Origin of the sequence: Marisediminitalea oceani, assembly GCF_003731635.1 — a bacterium.
In the GTDB taxonomy this organism is placed as follows: Bacteria; Pseudomonadota; Gammaproteobacteria; order Enterobacterales; family Alteromonadaceae; genus Alteromonas; species Alteromonas oceani.
This window is the reverse complement of sequence record NZ_RCUA01000017.1, coordinates 20,348-41,295: the sequence shown is the minus strand read 5'-3', so window position 1 is coordinate 41,295 and position 20,948 is coordinate 20,348. Positions and strand designations below refer to the sequence as shown.

General features: G+C 48.6%; 20 protein-coding genes. 13 read left to right on the top strand and 7 right to left on the bottom strand.

What is annotated here, in order from left to right:
- Nucleotides 1–9 precede the first annotated feature (9 nt).
- A complete protein-coding gene (locus D9T21_RS06245; RefSeq protein ID WP_123324206.1) occupies nt 10–615 on the top strand; it encodes a glutathione S-transferase family protein in 606 nt (201 codons plus the stop codon).
- Nucleotides 616–625: 10 nt separating this feature from the next.
- Here D9T21_RS06245 and D9T21_RS06240 read toward each other — a convergent pair whose 3' ends face one another.
- A complete protein-coding gene (locus tag D9T21_RS06240; RefSeq protein WP_164464590.1) occupies nt 626–1,207 on the bottom strand; it encodes a tRNA-uridine aminocarboxypropyltransferase in 582 nt (193 codons plus the stop codon).
- On the opposite strand from D9T21_RS06240, the gene D9T21_RS06235 reads away from it, so the two are divergent.
- The 3 genes from D9T21_RS06235 (at nt 1,206) to D9T21_RS06225 (ending at nt 3,647) form a co-directional block, all read left to right on the top strand.
- Nucleotides 1,206–1,580, top strand: coding sequence for an MGMT family protein (locus tag D9T21_RS06235; RefSeq protein ID WP_123324225.1), 375 nt, complete (start codon nt 1,206–1,208; stop codon nt 1,578–1,580). The two genes, D9T21_RS06240 and D9T21_RS06235, sit on opposite strands and share 2 nt — an antisense overlap.
- Nucleotides 1,581–1,605: 25 nt before the next feature.
- Nucleotides 1,606–2,784, top strand: coding sequence for a cyclic di-GMP phosphodiesterase (locus tag D9T21_RS06230; RefSeq protein ID WP_123324204.1), 1,179 nt, complete (start codon nt 1,606–1,608; stop codon nt 2,782–2,784).
- Nucleotides 2,785–3,017: 233 nt separating this feature from the next.
- Nucleotides 3,018–3,647 (top strand): YiaD family glycine zipper/OmpA-like lipoprotein, encoded by a 630-nt coding sequence (locus D9T21_RS06225; protein WP_123324224.1) that lies wholly within the window; start codon nt 3,018–3,020, stop codon nt 3,645–3,647.
- Between the two features lie 38 nt (nt 3,648–3,685).
- Here D9T21_RS06225 and D9T21_RS06220 read toward each other — a convergent pair whose 3' ends face one another.
- The gene (locus tag D9T21_RS06220; protein ID WP_123324203.1) at nt 3,686–4,153 is read right to left on the bottom strand and encodes a nuclear transport factor 2 family protein; all 468 of its coding nucleotides are present in this window, start codon (nt 4,151–4,153) and stop codon (nt 3,686–3,688) included.
- Nucleotides 4,154–4,340: 187 nt separating this feature from the next.
- On the opposite strand from D9T21_RS06220, the gene D9T21_RS06215 reads away from it, so the two are divergent.
- From D9T21_RS06215 to D9T21_RS06200, 4 genes are all read left to right on the top strand, one after another.
- Nucleotides 4,341–5,960, top strand: a complete 1,620-nt coding sequence (locus tag D9T21_RS06215; RefSeq protein WP_123324202.1) for a methyl-accepting chemotaxis protein — start codon at nt 4,341–4,343, stop codon at nt 5,958–5,960.
- A 102-nt stretch (nt 5,961–6,062) separates the two neighbouring features.
- On the top strand, nt 6,063–7,184 hold the full coding sequence (locus D9T21_RS06210; RefSeq protein ID WP_123324201.1) for a hypothetical protein: 1,122 nt from the start codon (nt 6,063–6,065) through the stop codon (nt 7,182–7,184).
- Nucleotides 7,185–7,192: 8 nt separating this feature from the next.
- Nucleotides 7,193–7,603, top strand: a complete 411-nt coding sequence (locus tag D9T21_RS06205) for a phosphate ABC transporter substrate-binding protein (protein WP_241155646.1) — start codon at nt 7,193–7,195, stop codon at nt 7,601–7,603.
- 123 nt (nt 7,604–7,726) lie between these two features.
- Nucleotides 7,727–8,296, top strand: coding sequence for a YceB family lipoprotein (locus tag D9T21_RS06200; protein WP_123324200.1), 570 nt, complete (start codon nt 7,727–7,729; stop codon nt 8,294–8,296).
- Between the two features lies 1 nt (nt 8,297).
- Here the strand turns inward: D9T21_RS06200 and D9T21_RS06195 are convergent, their stop codons facing one another.
- Nucleotides 8,298–9,965, bottom strand: coding sequence for a methyl-accepting chemotaxis protein (locus tag D9T21_RS06195; RefSeq protein ID WP_123324199.1), 1,668 nt, complete (start codon nt 9,963–9,965; stop codon nt 8,298–8,300).
- A 216-nt stretch (nt 9,966–10,181) separates the two neighbouring features.
- Complete coding sequence (locus tag D9T21_RS06190; protein ID WP_123324198.1) at nt 10,182–12,851, bottom strand: TonB-dependent receptor; 2,670 nt, start codon at nt 12,849–12,851, stop codon at nt 10,182–10,184.
- 450 nt (nt 12,852–13,301) lie between these two features.
- Between D9T21_RS06190 and D9T21_RS06185 the strand changes: the two genes are divergently transcribed.
- A complete protein-coding gene (locus D9T21_RS06185) occupies nt 13,302–13,760 on the top strand; it encodes a GNAT family N-acetyltransferase (RefSeq protein ID WP_123324197.1) in 459 nt (152 codons plus the stop codon).
- A gap of 33 nt (nt 13,761–13,793) precedes the next feature.
- Here D9T21_RS06185 and D9T21_RS06180 read toward each other — a convergent pair whose 3' ends face one another.
- A complete protein-coding gene (locus D9T21_RS06180; protein WP_123324196.1) occupies nt 13,794–14,792 on the bottom strand; it encodes an NADP-dependent oxidoreductase in 999 nt (332 codons plus the stop codon).
- Between the two features lie 275 nt (nt 14,793–15,067).
- Here D9T21_RS06180 and D9T21_RS06175 point away from each other — a divergent pair, with 275 nt between their 5' ends.
- Nucleotides 15,068–15,724, top strand: a complete 657-nt coding sequence (locus tag D9T21_RS06175; protein WP_123324195.1) for a hypothetical protein — start codon at nt 15,068–15,070, stop codon at nt 15,722–15,724.
- Nucleotides 15,725–15,944: 220 nt separating this feature from the next.
- On the opposite strand, the gene D9T21_RS06170 is transcribed toward D9T21_RS06175, so the two are convergent.
- A complete protein-coding gene (locus tag D9T21_RS06170; RefSeq protein WP_123324194.1) occupies nt 15,945–17,279 on the bottom strand; it encodes a HipA domain-containing protein in 1,335 nt (444 codons plus the stop codon).
- A 3-nt stretch (nt 17,280–17,282) separates the two neighbouring features.
- Nucleotides 17,283–17,570, bottom strand: a complete 288-nt coding sequence (locus D9T21_RS06165) for a helix-turn-helix domain-containing protein (RefSeq protein WP_123324193.1) — start codon at nt 17,568–17,570, stop codon at nt 17,283–17,285.
- 462 nt (nt 17,571–18,032) lie between these two features.
- Here D9T21_RS06165 and D9T21_RS06160 point away from each other — a divergent pair, with 462 nt between their 5' ends.
- Genes D9T21_RS06160 through D9T21_RS06150 form a run of 3 tightly spaced genes read left to right on the top strand, consistent with a single transcriptional unit; the run spans nt 18,033 to nt 20,859 of the window.
- The gene (locus D9T21_RS06160; protein ID WP_123324192.1) at nt 18,033–18,323 is read left to right on the top strand and encodes a helix-turn-helix domain-containing protein; all 291 of its coding nucleotides are present in this window, start codon (nt 18,033–18,035) and stop codon (nt 18,321–18,323) included.
- A complete protein-coding gene (locus tag D9T21_RS06155; RefSeq protein WP_123324191.1) occupies nt 18,313–19,662 on the top strand; it encodes a type II toxin-antitoxin system HipA family toxin in 1,350 nt (449 codons plus the stop codon). The genes D9T21_RS06160 and D9T21_RS06155 overlap by 11 nt, the downstream gene beginning before the upstream one ends.
- 48 nt (nt 19,663–19,710) lie before the next feature.
- Nucleotides 19,711–20,859: a hypothetical protein gene (locus D9T21_RS06150; RefSeq protein WP_123324190.1), complete on the top strand. Its 1,149-nt coding sequence runs from the start codon at nt 19,711–19,713 to the stop codon at nt 20,857–20,859.
- Nucleotides 20,860–20,948 lie beyond the last annotated feature (89 nt).

Genomic DNA, 20,948 nt, shown 5'->3' with positions numbered 1-20,948 from the left:
GTCGTTAAAATGAAAGTGTATGGTGACAGCCGCTCGGGCAACTGTTACAAAATTCAGTTGCTGTTAGGATTATTGGGCAAGCAGTGCGAATGGAAAGAAGTTGATATTTTAAACGGTGAAACGCAAACCGATGCGTTTAAACAGCTTAATCCGGTAGGTAAGATCCCGTTGCTCGAACTCAGTGATGGCCGATGCCTGAGCGAGTCGAACGCTATTCTGAATTATCTGGCCGCGGGTAGCGCGTTTATTCCCTCCACCGAATTTGAACTGGCTAAAATGCTGCAGTGGCAGTTCTTTGAACAATACAGTCATGAGCCTGCCATTGCAGTAGCGCGCTTTATCAACGTATACCTTGGTCTTCCTGCTGAGCGCCAGCAAGAATATGAGCTAAAGCAACAGGCCGGCCATAAAGCCTTAGCGGTAATGGAGCAGCAGTTGATGCAAACGGTTTTCCTGATTGGCGACCAGATGAGCCTGGCTGATATATCGTTGTACGCTTATACCCATGTGTCTCATGAGGCGGGTATTATGCTTGACGAGTATCCGGCTATCCGCCGTTGGTTGTCCATGGTGGAAGAGCACCGCGGCTACATGCCAATGCAGAAGAAAGGCTAATTGATCGGCATTAATCCCGCCGCGGGAGGAAACGCTGCCATTGGCTGGTAAAGGTATTGAGTAAGCTTAGTAGTGGTGACGGGTCGAGCTGTTCGACAGACTCCAGGGTATAGGCCACTGCCTCCAACGTTGAAAAGCTGTATTCGAGATCTGAACTACGAATTGAATACTGACCACTCTGGTGCAGTGGCAATTTATAAAACGGATACCGATTTAGCCAGGTGTTGTTCTGCCAGATACCGTAGGCCTGCTTCCAACTGGCATCAATAAAGATCGCCCGTTTGATAGGAGCAGAAGCATTTTCAGCTTCCGGGGATAACTCGGTACTATGATCAGCAGGATAAAACACCGCAGTTGGTGCCGGATTGGCCGCCAGGTACTGCTCAATCTCAGTAAAGTCGCCCGCCAGTTTGCCTGTCACAACGGTGATGTTTGCCAGTGCCAGGCTAAGCAGCCGCACCGTGTTTTTAGCATGCAGCGATTCTTTGGGATGTTGCAGGATGATTACTTCGGTATTATTAGTAACCGGTTGAACTGCATGGCAGAGGCAGGTTTGTGCAGGGTAACCACAATTAGGGCATTGTTTGCGCATGACTAAACAGGAGTCGACTGGTACAGATAGCCGTAAGCTTACCCCAGCGGAGCGCATTTGGCACACTGTAGGGTTCATTCCGAAGGGAAGTGTGGCGTCTTATGGAAAAATCGCCGATTTAGCCGGACTTCCCGGGCGTGCCCGCTATGTGGGGTATTGTTTGCGCAATGTACCCGCCTCTCTTACACTACCCTGGCACCGTGTATTACGCAGCAACGGGCAGATTGCTTTTCCGGCCGGCACGCCACAGGCACTTACCCAATGTGAGCTGCTGGCAGATGAACAGGTACTGGTGCAGAATAATCGGGTAAATCTCAAGCTGTATGGCTGGGAGCCGGGGCTGGATGTACTGCTGCATCAGTTAGCATTTTAATGTCTTCTCTCTGAGCAAGGAACTTATGGCATCGTTAACAATAGCAATTGAACAGCTGGAAGTCGGCATGTACGTGCTGCAGATTGCTGAACAAAAAGCCGGAACGGTGCAAATAAAAACCCGTGGCCGAGTAACCAGTCAGGCTATTATTGACCAGTTAAAGCGCAAAGGCATCAAGCGGTTAATTATTGATACCGACCTGTCTTCGCATGCCGAAAAACCAAAAGCCAGCGAACAAAGACAACCTGAGCTGGATACCCGTGTCCCGCTTGCAGCGGAGTTGGTTAAAGCGGAAAGCTTGTACCAGCAAGGAATTGTCCTGCAGAAAAGCCTGTATGATGCCGTTCAGGAAGGCACACCCTTTGACGATTTTGTGCCGGCAGAATTTGCCCGGGCGCTGGTGGGCTCACTGGATAGAAACCCGGATGCGTTGTTATTACTTTCCCGGATCCGTGAGAAAGACACCTACTTACTCGAGCACTCCCTGAACGTTGGCATTTTATCTGCGCATTTTGCCCGCTCCCTGGGAATGTCTCAGCCTGAAATCGAAGCGGCAGCCTACAGCGGGCTGCTGCACGATCTGGGCAAAATCAAAATCCCTGATGAAATTCTGCATAAACCCGGCCGGTTAACCGAAGATGAAATGGACGTGATGAAAAAACACGTTGAGTATGGGGTTGAGTTCTTGTCTGCCATGAAATTAGATACCGGCCTGATAAAAGTTGTCAGTGAGCACCACGAGCGACTCGACGGCCTGGGATACCCCTATCGCCTGAGTGGCGAGGACATCTCCTACAACGGTCGTATACTGGCCATCACCGACATGTACGACGCATTAACGGCCGATCGCTGTTACAAAGCCGGTATGCCGAGCCAGAAAGCCCTGCAAATACTGATGAAAGATAGCGAAACCAAGTTGGATGCCACCCTATTGCAGCAATTTATTAAATGCATGCGCATCTATCCACTGGGGTCACTGGTTGAGTTATCCAATCAACGGGTGGCGATGGTAATGCATCAAAATGAGCAGCAGCCCCTGCGACCGGTAGTTAAAACTTTCTATTCCATTAGCGGCGGGCACTACATAACGCCCAAAGACGTCGATCTCAGTAAAGACTTGCAAATCAAAATTGTAAAGGCCGTCACCCCGGCGCAATACAATATTGATATTAATCGCTTCTTTAAAGAGTCAGTTATGGTTTAAACGCCGGTGTTGCAATTTAGAAACAGCTGAATGTGTAAACATTGCAATTCTAGTATTGAGCAGTCGTTGAAATTACTGCCGCATTAGTTCTCTTCCACTCACCCCTAAACCTTCGCAACCCCCTGATATCTATACCTGTGCGGCAGATTCATCTGACGTTCATTAATCTGAGGCTATTGTTGGAACAGGATTTGCTCCCGTCACGTTGTATGTGTAAGTTATCTGAGGAAATTATGAAAAAGCTATTATTAGTGTGTGCCGTTTCTGCTGCTATCTCTTTAACCGGTTGTGCTAACAGCAACAACACCCAGCGAGGAGCCGCTATTGGTGCGGTGGCTGGTGCATTATTAGGTAAAGCCACTGGCGACCATGATAAAAAACGTTACGCCTGGGGCGCAGTGGTAGGTGCCATTGCCGGCGGTGCCATCGGTAACTACATGGATAAACAGGAAGAAGCGTTGCGCGAAGAGCTGGCTGATACTGGTGTGGATATCGTTCGTGAGGGTGACACACTGCGCCTTATCATGCCGGGCGATATCACCTTCGCGACCGACTCATCGGCAATAAGTCCTAATTTTAATCCGGTGCTCAATGACGTGGCGCTGGTTATTAATAAGTTCGAGAAAACGGTATTGATGATCGAGGGCCATACTGACGATACAGGCGCTGAGGATTACAATCAGGCGTTATCGGAGCGTCGCGCCAATGCCGTTAAAAACCTGCTGGTATCGTACAATGTAAACAGTCAGCGTATCACTACTGTTGGTATGGGGGAGTTTCAGCCTAAGGTGCCTAATACCTCTGCCGCGAATCGTCAGCTAAACCGTCGTGTTGAGCTGTCTATCCAGCCTATTACTAATTAATCGTGAGTCATTTGACCCGCCTGAATGGCGGGTCTTGCTCAGTGCATCCCATTATAAGCTTTGATTTGCTCGGCCACGCTGTCGGCAATGTCATTGGGAATTGGAATGGTTAAATGATACTGAGTGACTTTCCAGCCTGCCTCGGTTTTAACCAGCACGCCGGTCCCCCGGGTCAATCCCAGTGAAGCGTTATCTAACAGCTCATCAAACCAGGCGACATCCTTGTTGGGTGAAAAGTAAATATGACGCTCCCTGGATTTATAAGTCCAGCCAGAACCCCGATCAAAAACCGGTTTCGCATAGTTCTTAAATTCTTCCAACGTCCAGGTTTCAGACGCATCGGTGCCAATAAATATGGCTTCCTCGTCATACTGCGCAAAATAACTGGCATAGTTAGCTTGTGCAGCAAACTTATGTAAGTTGCTGATTACATTATCAACAGCTTCCTTCTCTGTGGCTAATGCTGAATGGCAAACCAGCCCGATTAAACAAATTAACCAACGCATAATGTCTCCTTTGTTGTGGTTTTGCTCCCGATCATGACCTTTTTGAGCAAGATCACTAAGACGCTGTTTTCAATATAAACGCCGTGCTGCTTACTTGCAAATAAGGGGTTGTCGACTACTTTTCATGGTATAGGTGCGGCGTTTAAGGCCGTCTTGTTGTATCTACTTCTCTGGAGCAATAGCGTTGATGAACTTACTTTTGCGGCTGACTGTCGGGCAAAAAATTCTCCTTATACCGATTATTGGCACCCTCAGTTTTGCTATTTTTGTGATTATTAACAGCGTTGTTTCTGCACAAAATGCCAGCGAGCTTGAGACCGCCCAGAACGTTGACTTTCCCGCCCTGCAATTAAGTACCTCAGCGTTAACCAACATGGAAAAGGTCCGCGACATTCTGGCCTCTTCGGTAACTACCGGTGATATTGATGCGGTAGATACCGCCAGACAGAAAGCCGACGTGGTGAGAGCCGATCTGACCTCCATAAGCCGGATTGCACCGGAATTATCCGGCGATATTAATACGATTCTTAATACCTTTAATGCCTACAGCGAAATGGCGTTATCGCTGACCAGTTCCATCCTGGACAATACTGCCGACTTTGCCACCCTTGGTGGCCAGCTTGAAACCATGAATAGCCGCTACGATGAGGCGATAAATCAGCTCAACGGATTTAAAAGTAGCCGGCAGCAAACTTTTGAAAAAGCCTTTGAGCAATACAACAACGCTCAGGATTTCCTGTTTTGGCTGGGGCTTTTAATGGGTGTGTTAACCACGCTGGTGTTATTTGGTACGGCTATCCCGGTTACTAAAACCATTACCGGCAATTTAACCCGGGTGGTGAAATCCTTGCGCGACATTGCTGAGGAAGACGGCGATCTGACCATTCGTATTCAGACTAACGCGCAGGATGAAGTGGGCGATTTGGTTAAATACTTCAACCGCTTTATGGAAAAACTCCAAAGGGTGGTTAAAGACATTGTTGATACTACCCTGCCCCTGTCTGATCTTGCTCAGAACCTGAATCAGCTCACCGACACGACTAATCAAAACATTAGTCAGCAACAGGGTGCGGCCGTCCATGCCAAGCAGGCTGTTGATAACATGAATCACTCGGTGATTGCCGTAGCCGAGAGCGCCGCAGAAGCAGCCAGAGCGGCAGACGAGGCTTCATCGGCGTCTAATAACGGTCAGCAGGTGGTAAACAGTACGGTCACCAATATTCAGGCTTTAGCCCAGAATGTGGAAGAAACGGCCGAAGTGATCAGAAAGCTCGAAAATGACTCTAATCAGGTAGGCGTGGTGCTCGATGTTATTAAAGGCATTGCCGAGCAAACAAACTTACTGGCACTTAATGCGGCCATCGAGGCGGCGCGGGCCGGTGAGCAGGGCCGCGGCTTTGCAGTTGTGGCCGATGAAGTGCGTACCCTGGCCTCCAGAACTCAACAATCAACAGAACAAATTCAACAAACTATCGAACGTTTACAAACCGCTGCCCATCAGGCTGTTTCGGTGATGTCCAGCGGCACGTCGCAGGCTGAAGGTAGCGTGACCGAGGCTAACAAGGCCGGTGACAGTCTGGTAGTCATTGCCGACACCATTAGCCGAATTAGTGCCATGAATGGCCAGATTGCCAGCTCGACGGACGATCAGCAGGCAGTTGCACGGCAAATCGTTGGTTTTGTGGATGAGATATATGCCCGCACGGATGAAACCTCTCAGAATTCAGACCGACTCGCCTCAGCCAGCACGGAACTGGCTGGACTAGCTAAAAACCTCGAAAGTATCGCCAGACAGTTTAGGGTCTGACGAGGTTTAAGCCACTTTAAACCCCGGGGATAACGGGGGCAGATAAAAACGAAGCGCCGCCGGCACGCGGCTTACTGAGTTACTATTAATCCGGAAAAAACTATGAATAAACCAATTATTGCAGCGGCTACGGCGCTGGCAACCTTGCCTTTTAGTGTTAGCGCTGATATCAATTTTAGTGGATTTGCCAGCGTGGTTGGCGGTGTCGCAACCGACAGCGACGTAGAAGTGAGAGGCTATGATGACAATGTCGATTTTAAAACCGGCTCATTCTTCGCCTTACAGGCCTACTCAGACCTAACCGACGATTTAAGTGCGACGGTACAGATACGGGCACGGGGGAGAGACGACTGGGAGCCAGAGTTTACCTGGGCATTTTTATCCTATGAGGTCAGTCCGTCCTGGCGAATTCAGGCCGGGCGGCAGCGGATACCCATGTATCTCTACTCTGACTATCTGGATGTGTCTTATGCCTATCACTGGATAGCGCCTCCCGGAGAAGTTTACAAGGCACCGTTCGACTCCATTGATGGTATTGCCTCTATTCACGATCTGACGGTTGGCGATGCGATGGTCAATTTGCGCCTGTATTACGGCTCCGAGGATTTTGAATCCCAGGGTAACGACTATCAGATGGAGAATATATTCAGTGTGGTCGCCAGTGTTAACTATGGCTGGTGGACTTTCCGCAGTAGTTACCTGCAGTTTGACTTTAGTGGTGAACTGGGGCTGGAACCGCTGGTGGCGGCCTGGCAAATGACGCCGTTTCCTGAAGTCGGCAGTGAGCTGGATGTCAATGAGGATAAGTCTGAAGGCCTGGAGTTCGGTGTCATTTTTGATAATCAGGACTGGTTATTTGTGGCCGAGTATATTCCCTCATCACTGGATAAAACACTGATTGGCGACTACGAGCCCTGGATGGTTTCTGTGGGCAAACGCTTCGATAACTTTATGGTCCACGCCACCGTGGGCGAGGACGTTAGCAAGCCTTACCGTGACGCCATTAACCAGGTGCCACTGGGTGTTGATCCGGGGCTTGATGCTTTGTATGCGCAAACTGAAGCGGTCCTGGCGACCCGCGAATACTCACTGCCATTTTATTCGGTTGGCCTGCGCTGGGACTTTCACTCCTCGGCAGCTATGAAGTTTGAATACACCCACACGGAACTCTTTGGTGGTGATAAATCCGGCGCCTTGCAAGCCGCCATCGTTACTGTGTTTTAAGGGGAAGTATGATGATTTATTTGATTAAACGTATACCCCTGAAACTGGCATTGTTAGCTATGGTGATTGTTGCTGGTGGCGCTAAGGCCGAAGTGGCTGTGGTGGTTAATCCTGGTTATTCGGGTGCTGTGGATAAAGATCAGGTGGCGCAGATTTTTCTTGGTAAAGATAAGTCTCTGACCCCCTTTATGCAAAAAGGCGCCGCCGCGGATGAGTTTATCGACAAAGTGTTGTCGCGTAACGCGTCGCAGTATAAAGCTTACTGGGCAAAACTGGCGTTTACTGGTGGCGGACGACCACCGAAAGAGCTCGGCAACGATGCCGAAGTACTGACCACAGTCAGTGGCTCGGATAATGCGATTGGTTTTGTCGATGCGGCAGCGGTTAATGATTCGGTGAAGGTGCTATTTACCCTGTAGTCCGGAGAATTGACTGATAGAAGGAAAAGGCCCGCCAGCGCGCGGGCCTTTAACCATAAAAAGCGCTTTGTTTCGTTGTTTTGGTGTAGGATTAACCGGGTTGAAACTCATCCGGTACCCTGCATGTTATTAAGAAGCTTTATTCTTGCTACGCTGTTTGGCCTAATCTGCGCCTGCAGCACTCTTTCTTCCATTGCCTCCTATACAGTCACTGAGCATGATATTGAGCAAGGTTTGTTAGCACACCTTGACCAGCTAAGTCAGAAAACCTCCGTCGCGGGCATACCGGTTATGCTGAGTGTGTCATCGCTGAAAGTGGTTGTAGGACCGGATAATCGTTCGGTGGTTGCGCTGCAGGCAGACGCCATTGCCAGTGTGTCAGTGTTTGGATTGCGTTACCCGGCTAAGGTCAAACTGGGATTGGAAGGTGAGCCGTATTACAACCAGCAGGAAAAAGCCCTGTATGTACGCTCGCTTACACTGACCCGCAGTGAAATTGATGCGGCGGGTTTTAAAGGCAATCTGACTCCGCTGGCAGACCGCTACATGGGATTGTTTAACAGTTATCTGGCTACCCAACCGGTTTATAAGGTGGATAACGCCAAAGGCGGTCTGGCCTGGCTCAGTAACGTCCCTTTAAAACTGGACATCGTGCCGGGCAAAATTATATTTGCACCGCGTTTCGAAGAGTAGGTTAAATAACAAATTGAGCCATGAGGTGGCGTAACGACTGCATCTGTTCGGCCAGCTTATCAGCGGTCTGCTGACTCACCTCAGCACGCTCAACAATATTCTGCAGTGTCGCGACCAGTTCTCGCACATGATGCTGTAACTGATCGCCTAACGCTACCTGACTCTCTGTTTCTGCCGCAGTTGAATCACTCATAGCGTTAATGGTCGCCAGCGCGGTATTCACCTGGCTAAGCGCTTGTTGAGATTGTTGGGTCACCTGACTGGCCTGAACACTTTTAGCGCTGCTTACAGTCATCGTTTCGACCGCATTGGCCGCCGATTGCTCAAGGCGCGTGATGGTGTGACTAATGACTTCGGTGCTGCCCTGGGTTCGTTGTGCCAGTTCGCGTACTTCGTCGGCTACCACCGCAAAGCCCCGGCCCTGCTCGCCAGCGCGGGCCGCTTCAATCGCCGCATTTAAGGCCAGCAGGTTGGTCTGGTCGGCTATACCGTTAATCACCGCCAGTACTTTACCGATTTCCACTACGTCTTTTTGCAGCGTGGCGATTTGCTCGGCAGATACGGATATTTCAGACTCCAGGCCACTCATCACCTGGACGGTTTCATTAATAGAGCGATTGGCTTCATCGCAGTGGCTTTTCACCTGGCTTGCTGCACTAGCGGTTTGTGTGGCGTTGGTCGCAATTTCTCTGGCTGAGGTCACCAGATCGCCAACAAAGCCCGACACGGTGTGGCTGCTTTGCTGGCCCTTACGCAGTTGTGCACCGGCGTGCCTGGTGTCGCTGCTGATGGCAGTGGTTGACTGATAGGCGGATTCGCTTTGTGACGCCACCTGACTGATTAACTGGTGGATGCGTGAGGCAAAGCCGTTAAAGTTACGCGCCAGTCCGCTGACTTCGTCGTTTCCACCGTCGTTAACACGCTGAGTCAGATCACCATCACCCTGCGTGAGTTCGTGAAATGAATTACTCAACGATAGCAGACGCTGCAGGATCCCGCGGGAAATTAAAAACGAGGTGCCAACCGCAATCAGTAATACCGCTACCGTAATCACCAGGGTCAGAATAAAAGTGTCCTGGCGGGCTTCGCTGGCTTCTTCTCTTAAGGTACTGATGTAATTATCGATATCATCAATGTAAAAGCCGGCACCAATGACAAGATCCCAGGCCGGAATGTAGCGAACATAGGACAGTTTGGGTAGTGGTGTACTCTCGCCCAGACGGGGGAAATAATAAACGTAATAGCCACCATTGGTTTGTTTACCGGTGGCGACCAGGTCGCGCACAATGTACTGAGATTTTTTATCCTGAAGGTCCCAAAAGTTCTCTCCCAGGCCGGTGTCGCTGCTACCCAGCAGGTGTCGTATGCCCTGACTGTCGTAGCCAAAAAAGTAGCCGTTGTCGCCAAACTGCTGCTGGCGTAAACGAGCCAGCCCCTCTGCACGGTTGGCGGGATCTGTCGTTAGGTCGCTTACCGATGAGAGGGCCAGGTCGATGTAGTGCCTGAGTTCCTGGTGTTTAACATCCAGTAGTTGCTCGCGGGTTTCCTTCAGTTGCGATTCAACCAGTGATTCCGCTTCATAGTTGTTTAAAAACAGTAGAAAAACACTTAGAAACAGAACCGGAAGAATTGCCAGCGCACGAAGTTTGTTTTTTATTGTTAACTGCATAGCAACTACTTTTTGTTAGATTTATCAATGGTCTTATACAGACGCCATTTTGTGACAGTCAACCTGAATTAAGCGTGGCGGGCTACAGTACTTTCGTACTATGGCGGGATGGGCGGCTGTTCGTTGTGAAAAAACAAGAGTTGAAAGAGGCGGAACAGCAAAAAAGAAAACCCCGCAGAAGCGGGGTTTTATCAAAAATTACAGGGTGATTTAAGACTACATTCTGTAGCGGATACCCAGCGCAAAGGTACGGTCACGAATGTAAGTATCGCGAGGATACAAACGTGCGTCGTCTGCTGAGTCGCCACCGAAGTAGTCGTTCGCTACGTCATCGGTCAGGTTAGTACCGTCGAAGCTCACGGTCAGGTTCTCTGTTACATCGTAGTTAACCGAGAAGTCCAGGGTGCTAATTGGTTTGTGAACCACAGAGCTGCCCGGCTGAGCGCCTACTTCGTTAAAGCTACCGTACCACTCACTGCGCCAGTTATACGCTAAACGCATGTTCAGTCCCTCACGCTCATACATCAGAATCGCGTTGTAAGACTCATCAGACACATTCGGTAGTGGCTGCATAACGCCGGCGGCGTTTTCGGTTTCGTGATCCATGAACGTGGCACTTAACTGCACACCCAGTCCATCAAGTACGCCTGGCAGACCTTCATAGAAATGGGTATAGGCTAACTCGGTACCTTCCAGTGAGCCGCTTCCGGCATTTTGTGGCCGTGAAATCGAGAAGTCCACACCGTCAACGTTAACAATTTCGTTGGAGACAATGATGTAACCGTCAATATCGCGGTAGAATACCGTGGCTGTCAGTGAGCTGGCCTCACCGAAGTACCATTCTGCTGCCAAATCGTAGTTTTGCGATTCAACCGCAACCAGGTCCGGGTTACCGCCATCACCGTAACCAATAGAGCCGGTAGCGGTGGTTTCAAAGTAGGTGGTGCTCGGGTTTAACTGGGCAAAGTCAGGGCGCCTGATAGTTTTACCATAGGCACTACGCAGGAACAGATTGTCAATAACTTCTAGGCGCAGGTTAACCGCTGGCAGTACTTCTGTGTTGCTGTTATCAACCGTTACAGGCTCCACTACGCCGTCGGTGATTCGGTTACCGTTAAGTTCAGATTCCAGACGAACAACACGAACACCGGCCTGACCATCAAGGATCATGTCACCAAACTCACGGCTGAAGTTAGCCTGCGCGTAAATGGCGTAGTTCTTTTCTGTATTGTCGTAGTAACGCGCTGGCAGGAACTCAGGCTCATCACGAGAATGGCCCATCGCTTCGCGGATATCGGCGCGATTGCTAAGCAGGTAGCTGGCATTCGGCGTTAACCACTGCGTGTTGTTGAGGTTGGTTACGTCACTCATGTAACCGCTGGGCGAGTAGTCTTCCAGGCCCGGGAATTCAGTTAGTGTAACATCACGGCCAGAAATGTTACCACGACCACCAGTATCGGCCTCCTGGTTAAAGGCTGAGCGGTCGTTCAGGCGAAGACCAACATCTACAGAGTGGATCCAGGAGTCCAGCGCAATATTGGCATCCAGTGTCCAGTCGATGGCCTCACCTTCCTGGTGACCACGTGAATCAAAGTAAGTCCACAGGTTGTACTGGCTCAGATCGGTCATATCATAAGGCTGACCGTCGCTGTTAAGGATCTGAACGTCAGAAATCCCGGCGCCGTTCTTGTCGAAGTCATAGATAATGGTGTCAGCAAAGAACGCTAAATCCAGAATAAAGCCACGGTTGTTGGCTTCAGTATCGGTATACGCCAGGTCTGATTCAACGGTAACGTTATCAAAGTACCATTTACCGCCCAGGGCAAATTGGTATGTATCAGATTCGTTGAAGAACGACTGGTTACTGGTGATAGTGCCTGGTGCATCTGGACGCACTACTGACTGGGCAACGTTAGAGCCTTCTTTATACGACTCCACATAGCCATCGCCCCAACCTCCCCAGCTTGGCAGTGGTACCCAGAAGTTCAGCTGGCTGTTTTGCTCGTAATTAACACCGAACACGTCCAGGTAATATGAGCTGTTGCTGTTTGGCTCCCACTGGAATGACGCGTTAAATGAATCACGCGTGCGATCGCCGTAGCGGAAATAACCACCGATAACGTTAGGCGCTATCGCCGGTGCGCCGGCTACATTTAGCGGTGCAGAATTCGGGTTGTTTACCACGCTGTCTGGCAGTTCAAATGGTGCCGTTACAAAGTTTACCTGGTCCTGGAAGTCGCGGTCCTGATGCGAAACGCTCAGCATGGCTCCAAAGCGGCCATTACTGTTTTCCCAGTTGTTATTAATGGTAATGCTGCCTACCGGGTTCCATGATTCAGCTTCGTCGCTGTACTCATAGCGTAGGTTACCGGCGGCTGAAAAGCCGTCGTCGAAATCAAACGGGCGACGTAACTGAATATCTATACTACCGGCCATGCCCCCTTCGATATCAGCAGCGCTGATAGATTTTTTAACGTCAACGGAATAGACCAAATCGGCCGGAATGTCTGCCAGTGAGATGGAACGACCGGTTGTAGTGAAGATATTGCGACCGCTCATAGTGGTGACGATATCGGGTAAACCACGAATCAGTACCTGGTTTACTTCACCATTGGTACGGGCTACCTGAATACCTGTTACCCGTTGCAGGGCTGCCGCCACGCTGTTATCGGGTAGCTTGCCAATATCCTGTGCGACAATCACATCAGAAATGTTTGATGCGTTCATTTTCATGTTTTGCGCGGAATTAAGGCTGGCCTTCACCCCACGTACATCAATAACTTCAACCTCGTCCTCGCTGGGCATGCTGTCGGTGTCCTGGGCATACAGAGGCTGGGCGGAAAGTGCGAATAAAACGGCGCTGGCAAGTTGAGCACGTTTAAACATGTATTATCTCCAAATATATGTGAATGCGCAGTTCACAGGTATGTCGTCCAATTGTGAAAATCCTGGCGCGTTGTAAGGTATCGACTTCAATCAGGTCGAAATCTCAATTCTTTATTATTGTTATTCTTGGGTTGGTGATACTATTGTATGATAATACTACAGTCAACATACCGTTAACGAATAATTCCCGGGGTATGGTTGGCTTTAAGTGGTGAGTAAGAATATAAGTTTATATAAAACAGTGTCTTGTAGTTATTTAGCTATTTATTGATTTTAATTAATAAATTACGAATTATTAATAAGTGCACTTGTCCTACCGTTTGAATGTTAAATAATTGTATGATTTTTCCTTTTGAAACAGTGCGTATTAATCGCTTTATTCATCACTACTGATTGCAATGATTCGGGGGATCGGCAATTATCTCTGCCAGCATTATCGCGGAGGTCTTTATGCTTAACTGGTGCTCGTTACCCTTCTCTCAGCTCACTACCGACCAGCTCTACGAATTACTCAAATTACGCACCGACGTATTTGTTGTGGAACAAAACTGCCCCTACCCGGAACTCGACGATAAAGACCGTATAAAAGGGGTTTATCACCTGTTGGGTACCAGTAATAGCGAGCTGGTGGCCTATGCAAGATTATTGCCGCCTGGCGTTAGCTTTCCACAGGTGAGTATTGGCCGGGTCGCTGTAGCGGGGCACACCAGAGGTAAAAGGTACGGCCAGCAACTCATCAGCAAAGCGTTGGAAGAATGTCAGCGGCTGTGGCCGGATAAGGACATTCAGATCGGTGCACAGGTTTATCTTGAAAAGGTCTATCAGCAGTTTGGCTTTGTCAGAAACTCTGAGGACTACCTGGAAGATGGTATTCCTCATGTGGACATGGTGCTGAGCAATGGGCGCTGAGCAGACAACACTGGCCAGCACCCTGTTGCGTGGCTACAGCCTGATAAGCAGCTTGCCTTGATTGGCGCCGCTAAAAAACAGGTTAAGCGCGCTCATGGCGCTTTCCAGTCCGTCTAGTACATGGGTGCGGTATTTTATTTTGCCGGCGGTCACGTAGGGACTGAGCTTGCTAAGCAGCCTGGGCGTTTCATGCAGATGGTCCGGCATGGCAAAACCCTGAATCAAAATCCGTTTCTTAATCAGCGGGATCCAGTTAGGCCCCGGCGCTGGCGATGCGGCGGTGTAGTCGGCAATCATACCGCAAACCACTATTCGCCCGTGTACATTCATGCGATCAAAAATGTGCTGTTGCACCGGGCCGCCGGTGTTTTCAAAGAAAACATCAACACCCTGTGGAGTCAGCGCCTTAATCTTAGCGGCTAAATCATCGGTTTTATAGTTGACCGCGCCGTCAAAGCCAAGCTCGTTGACTATCCAGTCTGCCTTTTCGTCACTGCCGACCACGCCGATAACCCTAAGGCCTTCAGCTTTTGCCAGCTGGCCAACCATGGAGCCAACCGAGCCTGCCGCGCCGGTGACTACCAGGGTCTCACCGGCTTGTGGTTTGCCAATACTAAACAAACCCTGGGTGGCGGTCAGACCGGGTAAGCCAAATACCGCCAGCGCGGTTTCACCGTCAACGCCAGCAGGCAGTTTGTTGAGGCCTTTACCGTCACTCAGGATATATTCGGTCCAGCCCATCATGCCCATTACTTTATCGCCTGGTGAGAAATCCGGGTGGTTTGAGGTAATCACTTCGCCGTATCCGCTCGAGCGCATGCGGGTATTAAGGGCTACCGGCGGGATATAGCTGTCTTCATCGGGCATCATCCAGCCCAGCATGGCCGGGTCCATCGACATATGGGTTTGCTTAACCAGCAGCTCGCCCGGGCCAGGCTGTGGAATGTCTTTTGACACGACCTCGAACAACTGCGGGCCAATGGGATTGCCATCGGGGCGTGCGGCCAGAAATATTTCTTTGTATTGGCTCATGAAGTACTCCTTGGTAAACACCGGGAGTATGGCACATCGGCAAAACTAACCAAACCGGGTGAGTCATGATGGTCAGTATTGAGTGTTTAAGCCGTTTTTATCCAGGCAAAAATTAAACGTGAAAATATCGCCTTTTTCATTTAAGCTCGGCGCAACTTTACCGGCCGACGGTTAATAGTTGGTTGATAAGTTTGACGTTTTAATGGTTACAAGGAAAAAACCACATAAGAAAAACCTCTCTGGCGATATCCGTATTGCTCACCTCATATCAGGCTATGGCCCAAACCAGCGCAAACAATCCGCAGTTTAATTATGCTGAAGCAGGCTATGTTCAGTTTGAAATCGACGATATTGATGAAGTGAAGCCAGCCGGTATTACGATAAGTGTTGCCAAACAATTCGATCAATTTTTTGTCGCTGGCCAGTACATGAGAGCTGTGGACGATACCAATCAAAACTACGGCATATCAGAACCGGGTTTCGAGGTTGATGAGCGGGCGAATATGGAACTTACCACTACCCGTTACGAGCTTGGTGCTGGTTATATCTGGGATGTCAGCCACGGCGCTACTATCGACCTAATGGTTGCTTACGGTAACCTAGATGCGACTGCGGATGTCGATTTTACTGCAGAAATCCGTTATACGGATATCGACGGAAATCCAATTCTTGAAACCGTAAGCGATAGCTACTCTGAGTCTGCTGATGAAAACTATTTCAGTGCGGCCGCACGATATATTCTTAACGTCAACGACTTTGTCCTCAAAGGTTCTGTCGGTGCTGAGCGATTCGACACTGATGGCGCTGATACGGAGTTTGTTTATTGCGTGGAGGCGGGGTATTTTGTTACCGAAGCTGCTTCGGTTAACCTCGGTTACACTGGCGGAGCTGATTATTCAGTGGTGGCGCTGACAGCGCGTTATCATTTCTAACCCATCACCGAGCATACCGTTATTGCCACTAACGAAGCCCCGACGAAGGGGCTTTTTTGTGGAAGCTGGACCACACTAACCACCTGTTTCTTCATTCACTCGAAAGTCATTTTAGTACGAAAAATAAAACAGCAAGTTGTGTGCAACTATTTGCGTAAACACTTTGATTTGGCTCCCTTCTATTGATAAACGTTGACCGGCTAAAGCGTTTATTGCAGGTTTACACCGTTATAGAGGGTATGTCTTCCGCCTGTGCTTTTAAATATTCTGTTCTCGCGAAAATGTTGTCACGTAATGCCTCAAAATAAGGTATGTCCTCGACCGTAATAGAGGGCTGTTCTTTCAGCTCATTGATAAAAGTACAACCAGAAAGTTGGTTCAGTACGCTATCTGCAAGTTCAACCAATATTCTCGACAATAGCCTTTTGTCGATATTACAGGTTTCCGCAAAGTCAGCCAGTTGATAGGTGTGAATGTCGTTTGGATCAAATTCATCCCCCATCGCCATTGCTAAGACATGCTTAAATTGCGGGAACATGGCGATATTCACCAAATCATAAGCAGGCGTAAATCGTGCGTTGTGTTTGTCAAAATACAACGAGACATTTTTGCCATGACTATCGTAATTGCTGATCATTAGATTGAATAATTGCCACTGGAGCAGCCATTTTGTGCTTTCAACGGGTGAAGACATGCCCTGACTAAATTTAAACAATTTCTCTAAACTGGCCCCATCCCGAATGTGCTGAACATCCCGCCCATCACCAAGGTTGCGTTCGTACTTGTGATCTCTTGACAAGTTGAGGGCCTGGCAGCCATCTATTACATGACGCCTGAATACTTTCTTTTTGTCAGCTATATATTTACGATCAAATCGTTTGACGATAAGGGCTGGATGAGGGCCAAAACGTCTGAACGTCACATTGGCGGTAGGCAATCCAATCGCCTCTGATAGCTTCATACAGAAGAACTCATTTAATACCAGATTGGGGCAGTTTTTCTTTTCAAACTTCAGGATATGGGTGGAACACAAAGAACCGTCGCCAAAACCAATGCACCCGACGTCATCAATAAAAACATTCAGCTTGTCTTGCACACCGGCTACGCTAAGCCGTGGCTTGTCGTCCCATGTCAGCAGGCCGAACTCTTCCTTATTATCGAGCCTTTCGATTAACTCTGCCTCTTCAAGGGGTCTAAAGACCGGTTGAGCCCCATCTACCTGAGTTTCCGGAGCGGGTTTAAAAGCCACCGCTCCGGCTAAATCGCTACCAATGGTCTGTACTTGCGAATACACGTTTTTTTCTGAAACACCCAATTTTTCAGCCAGCAGCTTCCGTGCTTCACCTTCTGGTAAGGCGTTATCAAGGTAGTTGTAAGCGACCTCTGGTGTATGCCGGTTGTTAAGCTGCAAATGTGGTGAAATGGCAAATCCATGTTGTTGCCATTGCGGCGAATAACTTAGTCTTAATAGGTTTGTGGTGCTATCCAGAGTCACTGTGCCGATGATTTCATCGCCGTAACTTACATTCAGTTGATATGCATTGGTGTTCGCCATTGGTTAAATCCATTCCTCATCTGAGGAGGAGTTCGCTGTTGGCGTTAGCGCTTTTGATGTCAGTTTGATACCCAGCCCATTCAGAACAGAGAAAACCGCAGCTAAGGTGCAATTCGCATTACCGTTTTCGATGCGTGACAAAGTGTTAATGCCGATCCCGCACAGCGCTGCACAGTCGGCTATTTTAATGCCGAGTTCTGTGCGCTTGGCTTTGATCAATTGCCCAAGTATCTCTGCGCTATCGATAAAGTCGGTACTTGGCATGTCTGAAGCGGTTACTTTCTTGGCCATGAGGTTAAGACTACTGATAATTGTTCACCATAACTGGTGATTATAGAGTGGTTATAAGAAATTTCAAATATAATCACCAATAACGGTGAACTTATGTGTGTTGTTACGTAAAAGTAGTTATATTCACTGATAGCGGTGATTTATTGAAGGGTAATAATAAAAAGCCGCTAAATTAAGCGGCCAGGATGAAACTATCGAAATAAGCAAAAAGAAACCGATCAAAAATGCCTATTTGCCCACCACTTGCCTATGGCTTTTACTAAATCTTAGTGGTGCTTCTTGGCTAAAACTACGGAAAAACAGTGCCGTTTTTATGCTGCTGTTAGAGCTAAAACATAGCAGTTTTGAAGGGCTTTATCGAGTGATTTTTTCAACACCTCACTTAATAATGGATACAATAATGTCCACTTTCTGTTTTATTTCGCTATAATGGATATGACTGTATCCATTTGGCCTTTGCGGATGAAATTTACATTACTTGATGATACCGATGTAAGCCAAGCCTATGCGGCTTATTTACGTGAGTTACGAAAGCAGGCAAAGCTGTCACGAGCGGCGCTTGCTGAGCGCAGCTGTGTGCCTGCGGCCACCATTAAAAAGTTTGAGCTGACCGGGCAAATTTCATTTCGCCAATTGCTGTTGCTATGGCAGACCCTCGATTCATTGGATAGGCTTTATCAGCTCACACAACCTAGCAAAGAACGGGTCACTATGCCCTCTAGTATTGATGAGGTGCTAAAAGATGAGTTTTAAACCCATTCAAAAACTCGCCGTAACTCGTACGTTAAGCTCAGGTGAGCAGGTTGCTGTAGGGGTCGTGGCGCAGAATCGGCAAGGCGTTTTTTTCCAGTATGCAGACAGCTATTTGCAGCAGTTTGGCAATTTATCTCCTTTTACCTTGCAGTCGAGCACACAAGTTCAAGTCGCACCTAAGCAGCCACACCAAGGTGTACATGGCGTATTTGGAGATTGTTTGCCCGATGGCTGGGGCATGTTGTTACAAGATCGTATTTTCCGGCAAAAGGGCATCCTGCCTAATCAATTAACGGCGATGGATAGGTTAGCCTTTGTCGGTGATAAAGGCATGGGAGCATTGTCTTTTTCTCCGGTGTCTGAGTTTTCAGCCACCACGCACGCGGATATTGATTTAGCGACGTTAGGCTTAGAAGCACAAACGCTGTTCGATTCTTCGATGTCAGATTATATGGATGATAATCACGATGAGTTAGATGGGCATACGCAACAGGTGTTGGCCGCATTAGTCGCCGGAGGTAGTTCGGGCGGGGCCAGACCTAAGGCACAAATTTATATGCCTGCTGGGGAAACTCAGCATTGTCGAACCTTCGCTCAGCTTGGAGATGAGGCTTGGCTGGTGAAGTTTACCTCTAAAAATCTCGCACTTGGCCATGAAGAAGGTTTGTGTGAGGCGGTTTATTTACAAATGGCAGAACTTGCTAAGTGTCAACCGCCGCAATGGCAACTTATTGAAGCACCACCTACCAGCGGTGCGTCTGCTTGGTTGGCGCTTAAGCGTTTTGATTATGTCACTGAACAGGCCGACTTAGGCAGCAAGCGCAGTGCAGGTCGATTGCATATGCACAGCGCTTGCGGGCTACTGGATGCAGACTTTCGAACGCCAAGTTTAGATTACATTGATTTGATTAAAGCCAGCCGTCAGTTGTGTAAATCACCAGCCGCCGGACAGCTGCAATTTCGTCGCGCCATTTTTAACCTGCTGTCGTCTAATCAAGACGACCACAGTAAAAACTGGGCGTTCTTGCAAGCGGATGACGGTCAATGGGATCCTGCCCCTTTTTACGATGTTACCTACAGCCCACATCCATTCAACGAACACGCCACTGCGTTCGGCGGTTATGGTAAAGCGCCACCGCTTAAGGTGATGCAAAAACTTGCTACCAGTGCTGGCTTTGCGAATTGGCATGATGCAAGGCAAGTCATTGAAGAAGTCGCAGAAGCCATCAGCCAATTTACGTATCTGGCACAGCAGCAAGGGATCAGTAAAACAACCGTGTCTGCGATTGCTAAGACATTGGATCAGCGCAAACAGGAAAATGCAGCGCTTTTTCAATGAAAGTAAAACAAACTTTTCAATTCACAATAAATACATAACAAGGTCATCGTGAGCGAATATCAATACTATAAATTTGAGCGTCTGGATGGGTATTTAGATGCTCAAGCACGTCAGGCGCTCAGAGCCATTTCAAGCCGTGCCGAGATCAGCGCTACGTCCTTTCAGGTCTATTACACCTATAGTGACCTAAAGGCGGAGCCTTTTGAGCTGATGTTAAGATACTTTGATATCGGTTTTTACTATGCTGATTGGGGCTCAATCGATGCCTACATCAAGCTGCCAGCAGGAACGCTCCCTGAAGCTTTACTTGGCTTTTCAAGTGATGGGCTTCATGTTCACGAAAACGATGAGTGGCAGTTACTGATTTTTTCCCTTGAGGAGTATGACGAATATTTTGACGATGAGCATGCCGACCAATTTTTCCAGCATTTAGCTGGGTTACGCAGCGGGTTAATGCAAGGGGATTGGCGCCTTGTGTACTTTATGTGGCTCAAAATGTTTGATTTTAATGATGACGTTGAGCGAGTGCCGTTAATTCAATTCGATTTTGAGCACCTCAGTGAAGAGGAGCAGGCGTTTGCAGCGCTGTATGATATTCCCTTAGCATTGGTTAAGGCACTCGCCATGGTGCTGAACGCACAACCCAGCCATCAAGCCAAACAAGCCCAGTTTCAGTTTGATACGTGGCTAAACAATCTCACGGAAGTTGAGAAAGACACGCTATTACGCGCGCTGTTTGAGCAAGGCCAGCTAACTCGCCACCAAGCCTTAGCGCTGACGCGAAAAGAACCTGCCAACATAGACGAAATCTATCAGTATTGGTTAACCCCCGAGGTAATTTCTCCTTTTATTGAGCAAGCGCAAAGCCAATTACAGCAAGAGCAAGCCGCAGCACTCGCAAAGAAAATGGCTATTGAAAAAGCAGAAAAAGAACAAGCGTTGACGGATGTTTACAATCGGCGTGAGCACTACTGGCAGCAAGCGCAAGAGCAAGCGGATCGAACTTGCGCCAGTGGTTACGATGCGGCATCACGCTATTTGCATCAGCTGTTTGAGGCCTATCAGTTCAAAGCGGATGAAGCGGCGTTTGAACAATGCTTTAAGCGCTTTGTTGTGGTGAACAATAGCCGGAAAGCGCTGTTAAATCGTCTCAAAAGTCTACTTTTACAGGGCGTTCCGTTACGCCCCTTTGCGTAGCACAAACATGTGGTACCCAAACTCGCAAAACTGTTCACCATCAGACCAGAAAGGTGTTCACGATCGGCCAGAATATGCACTTCTGTCAC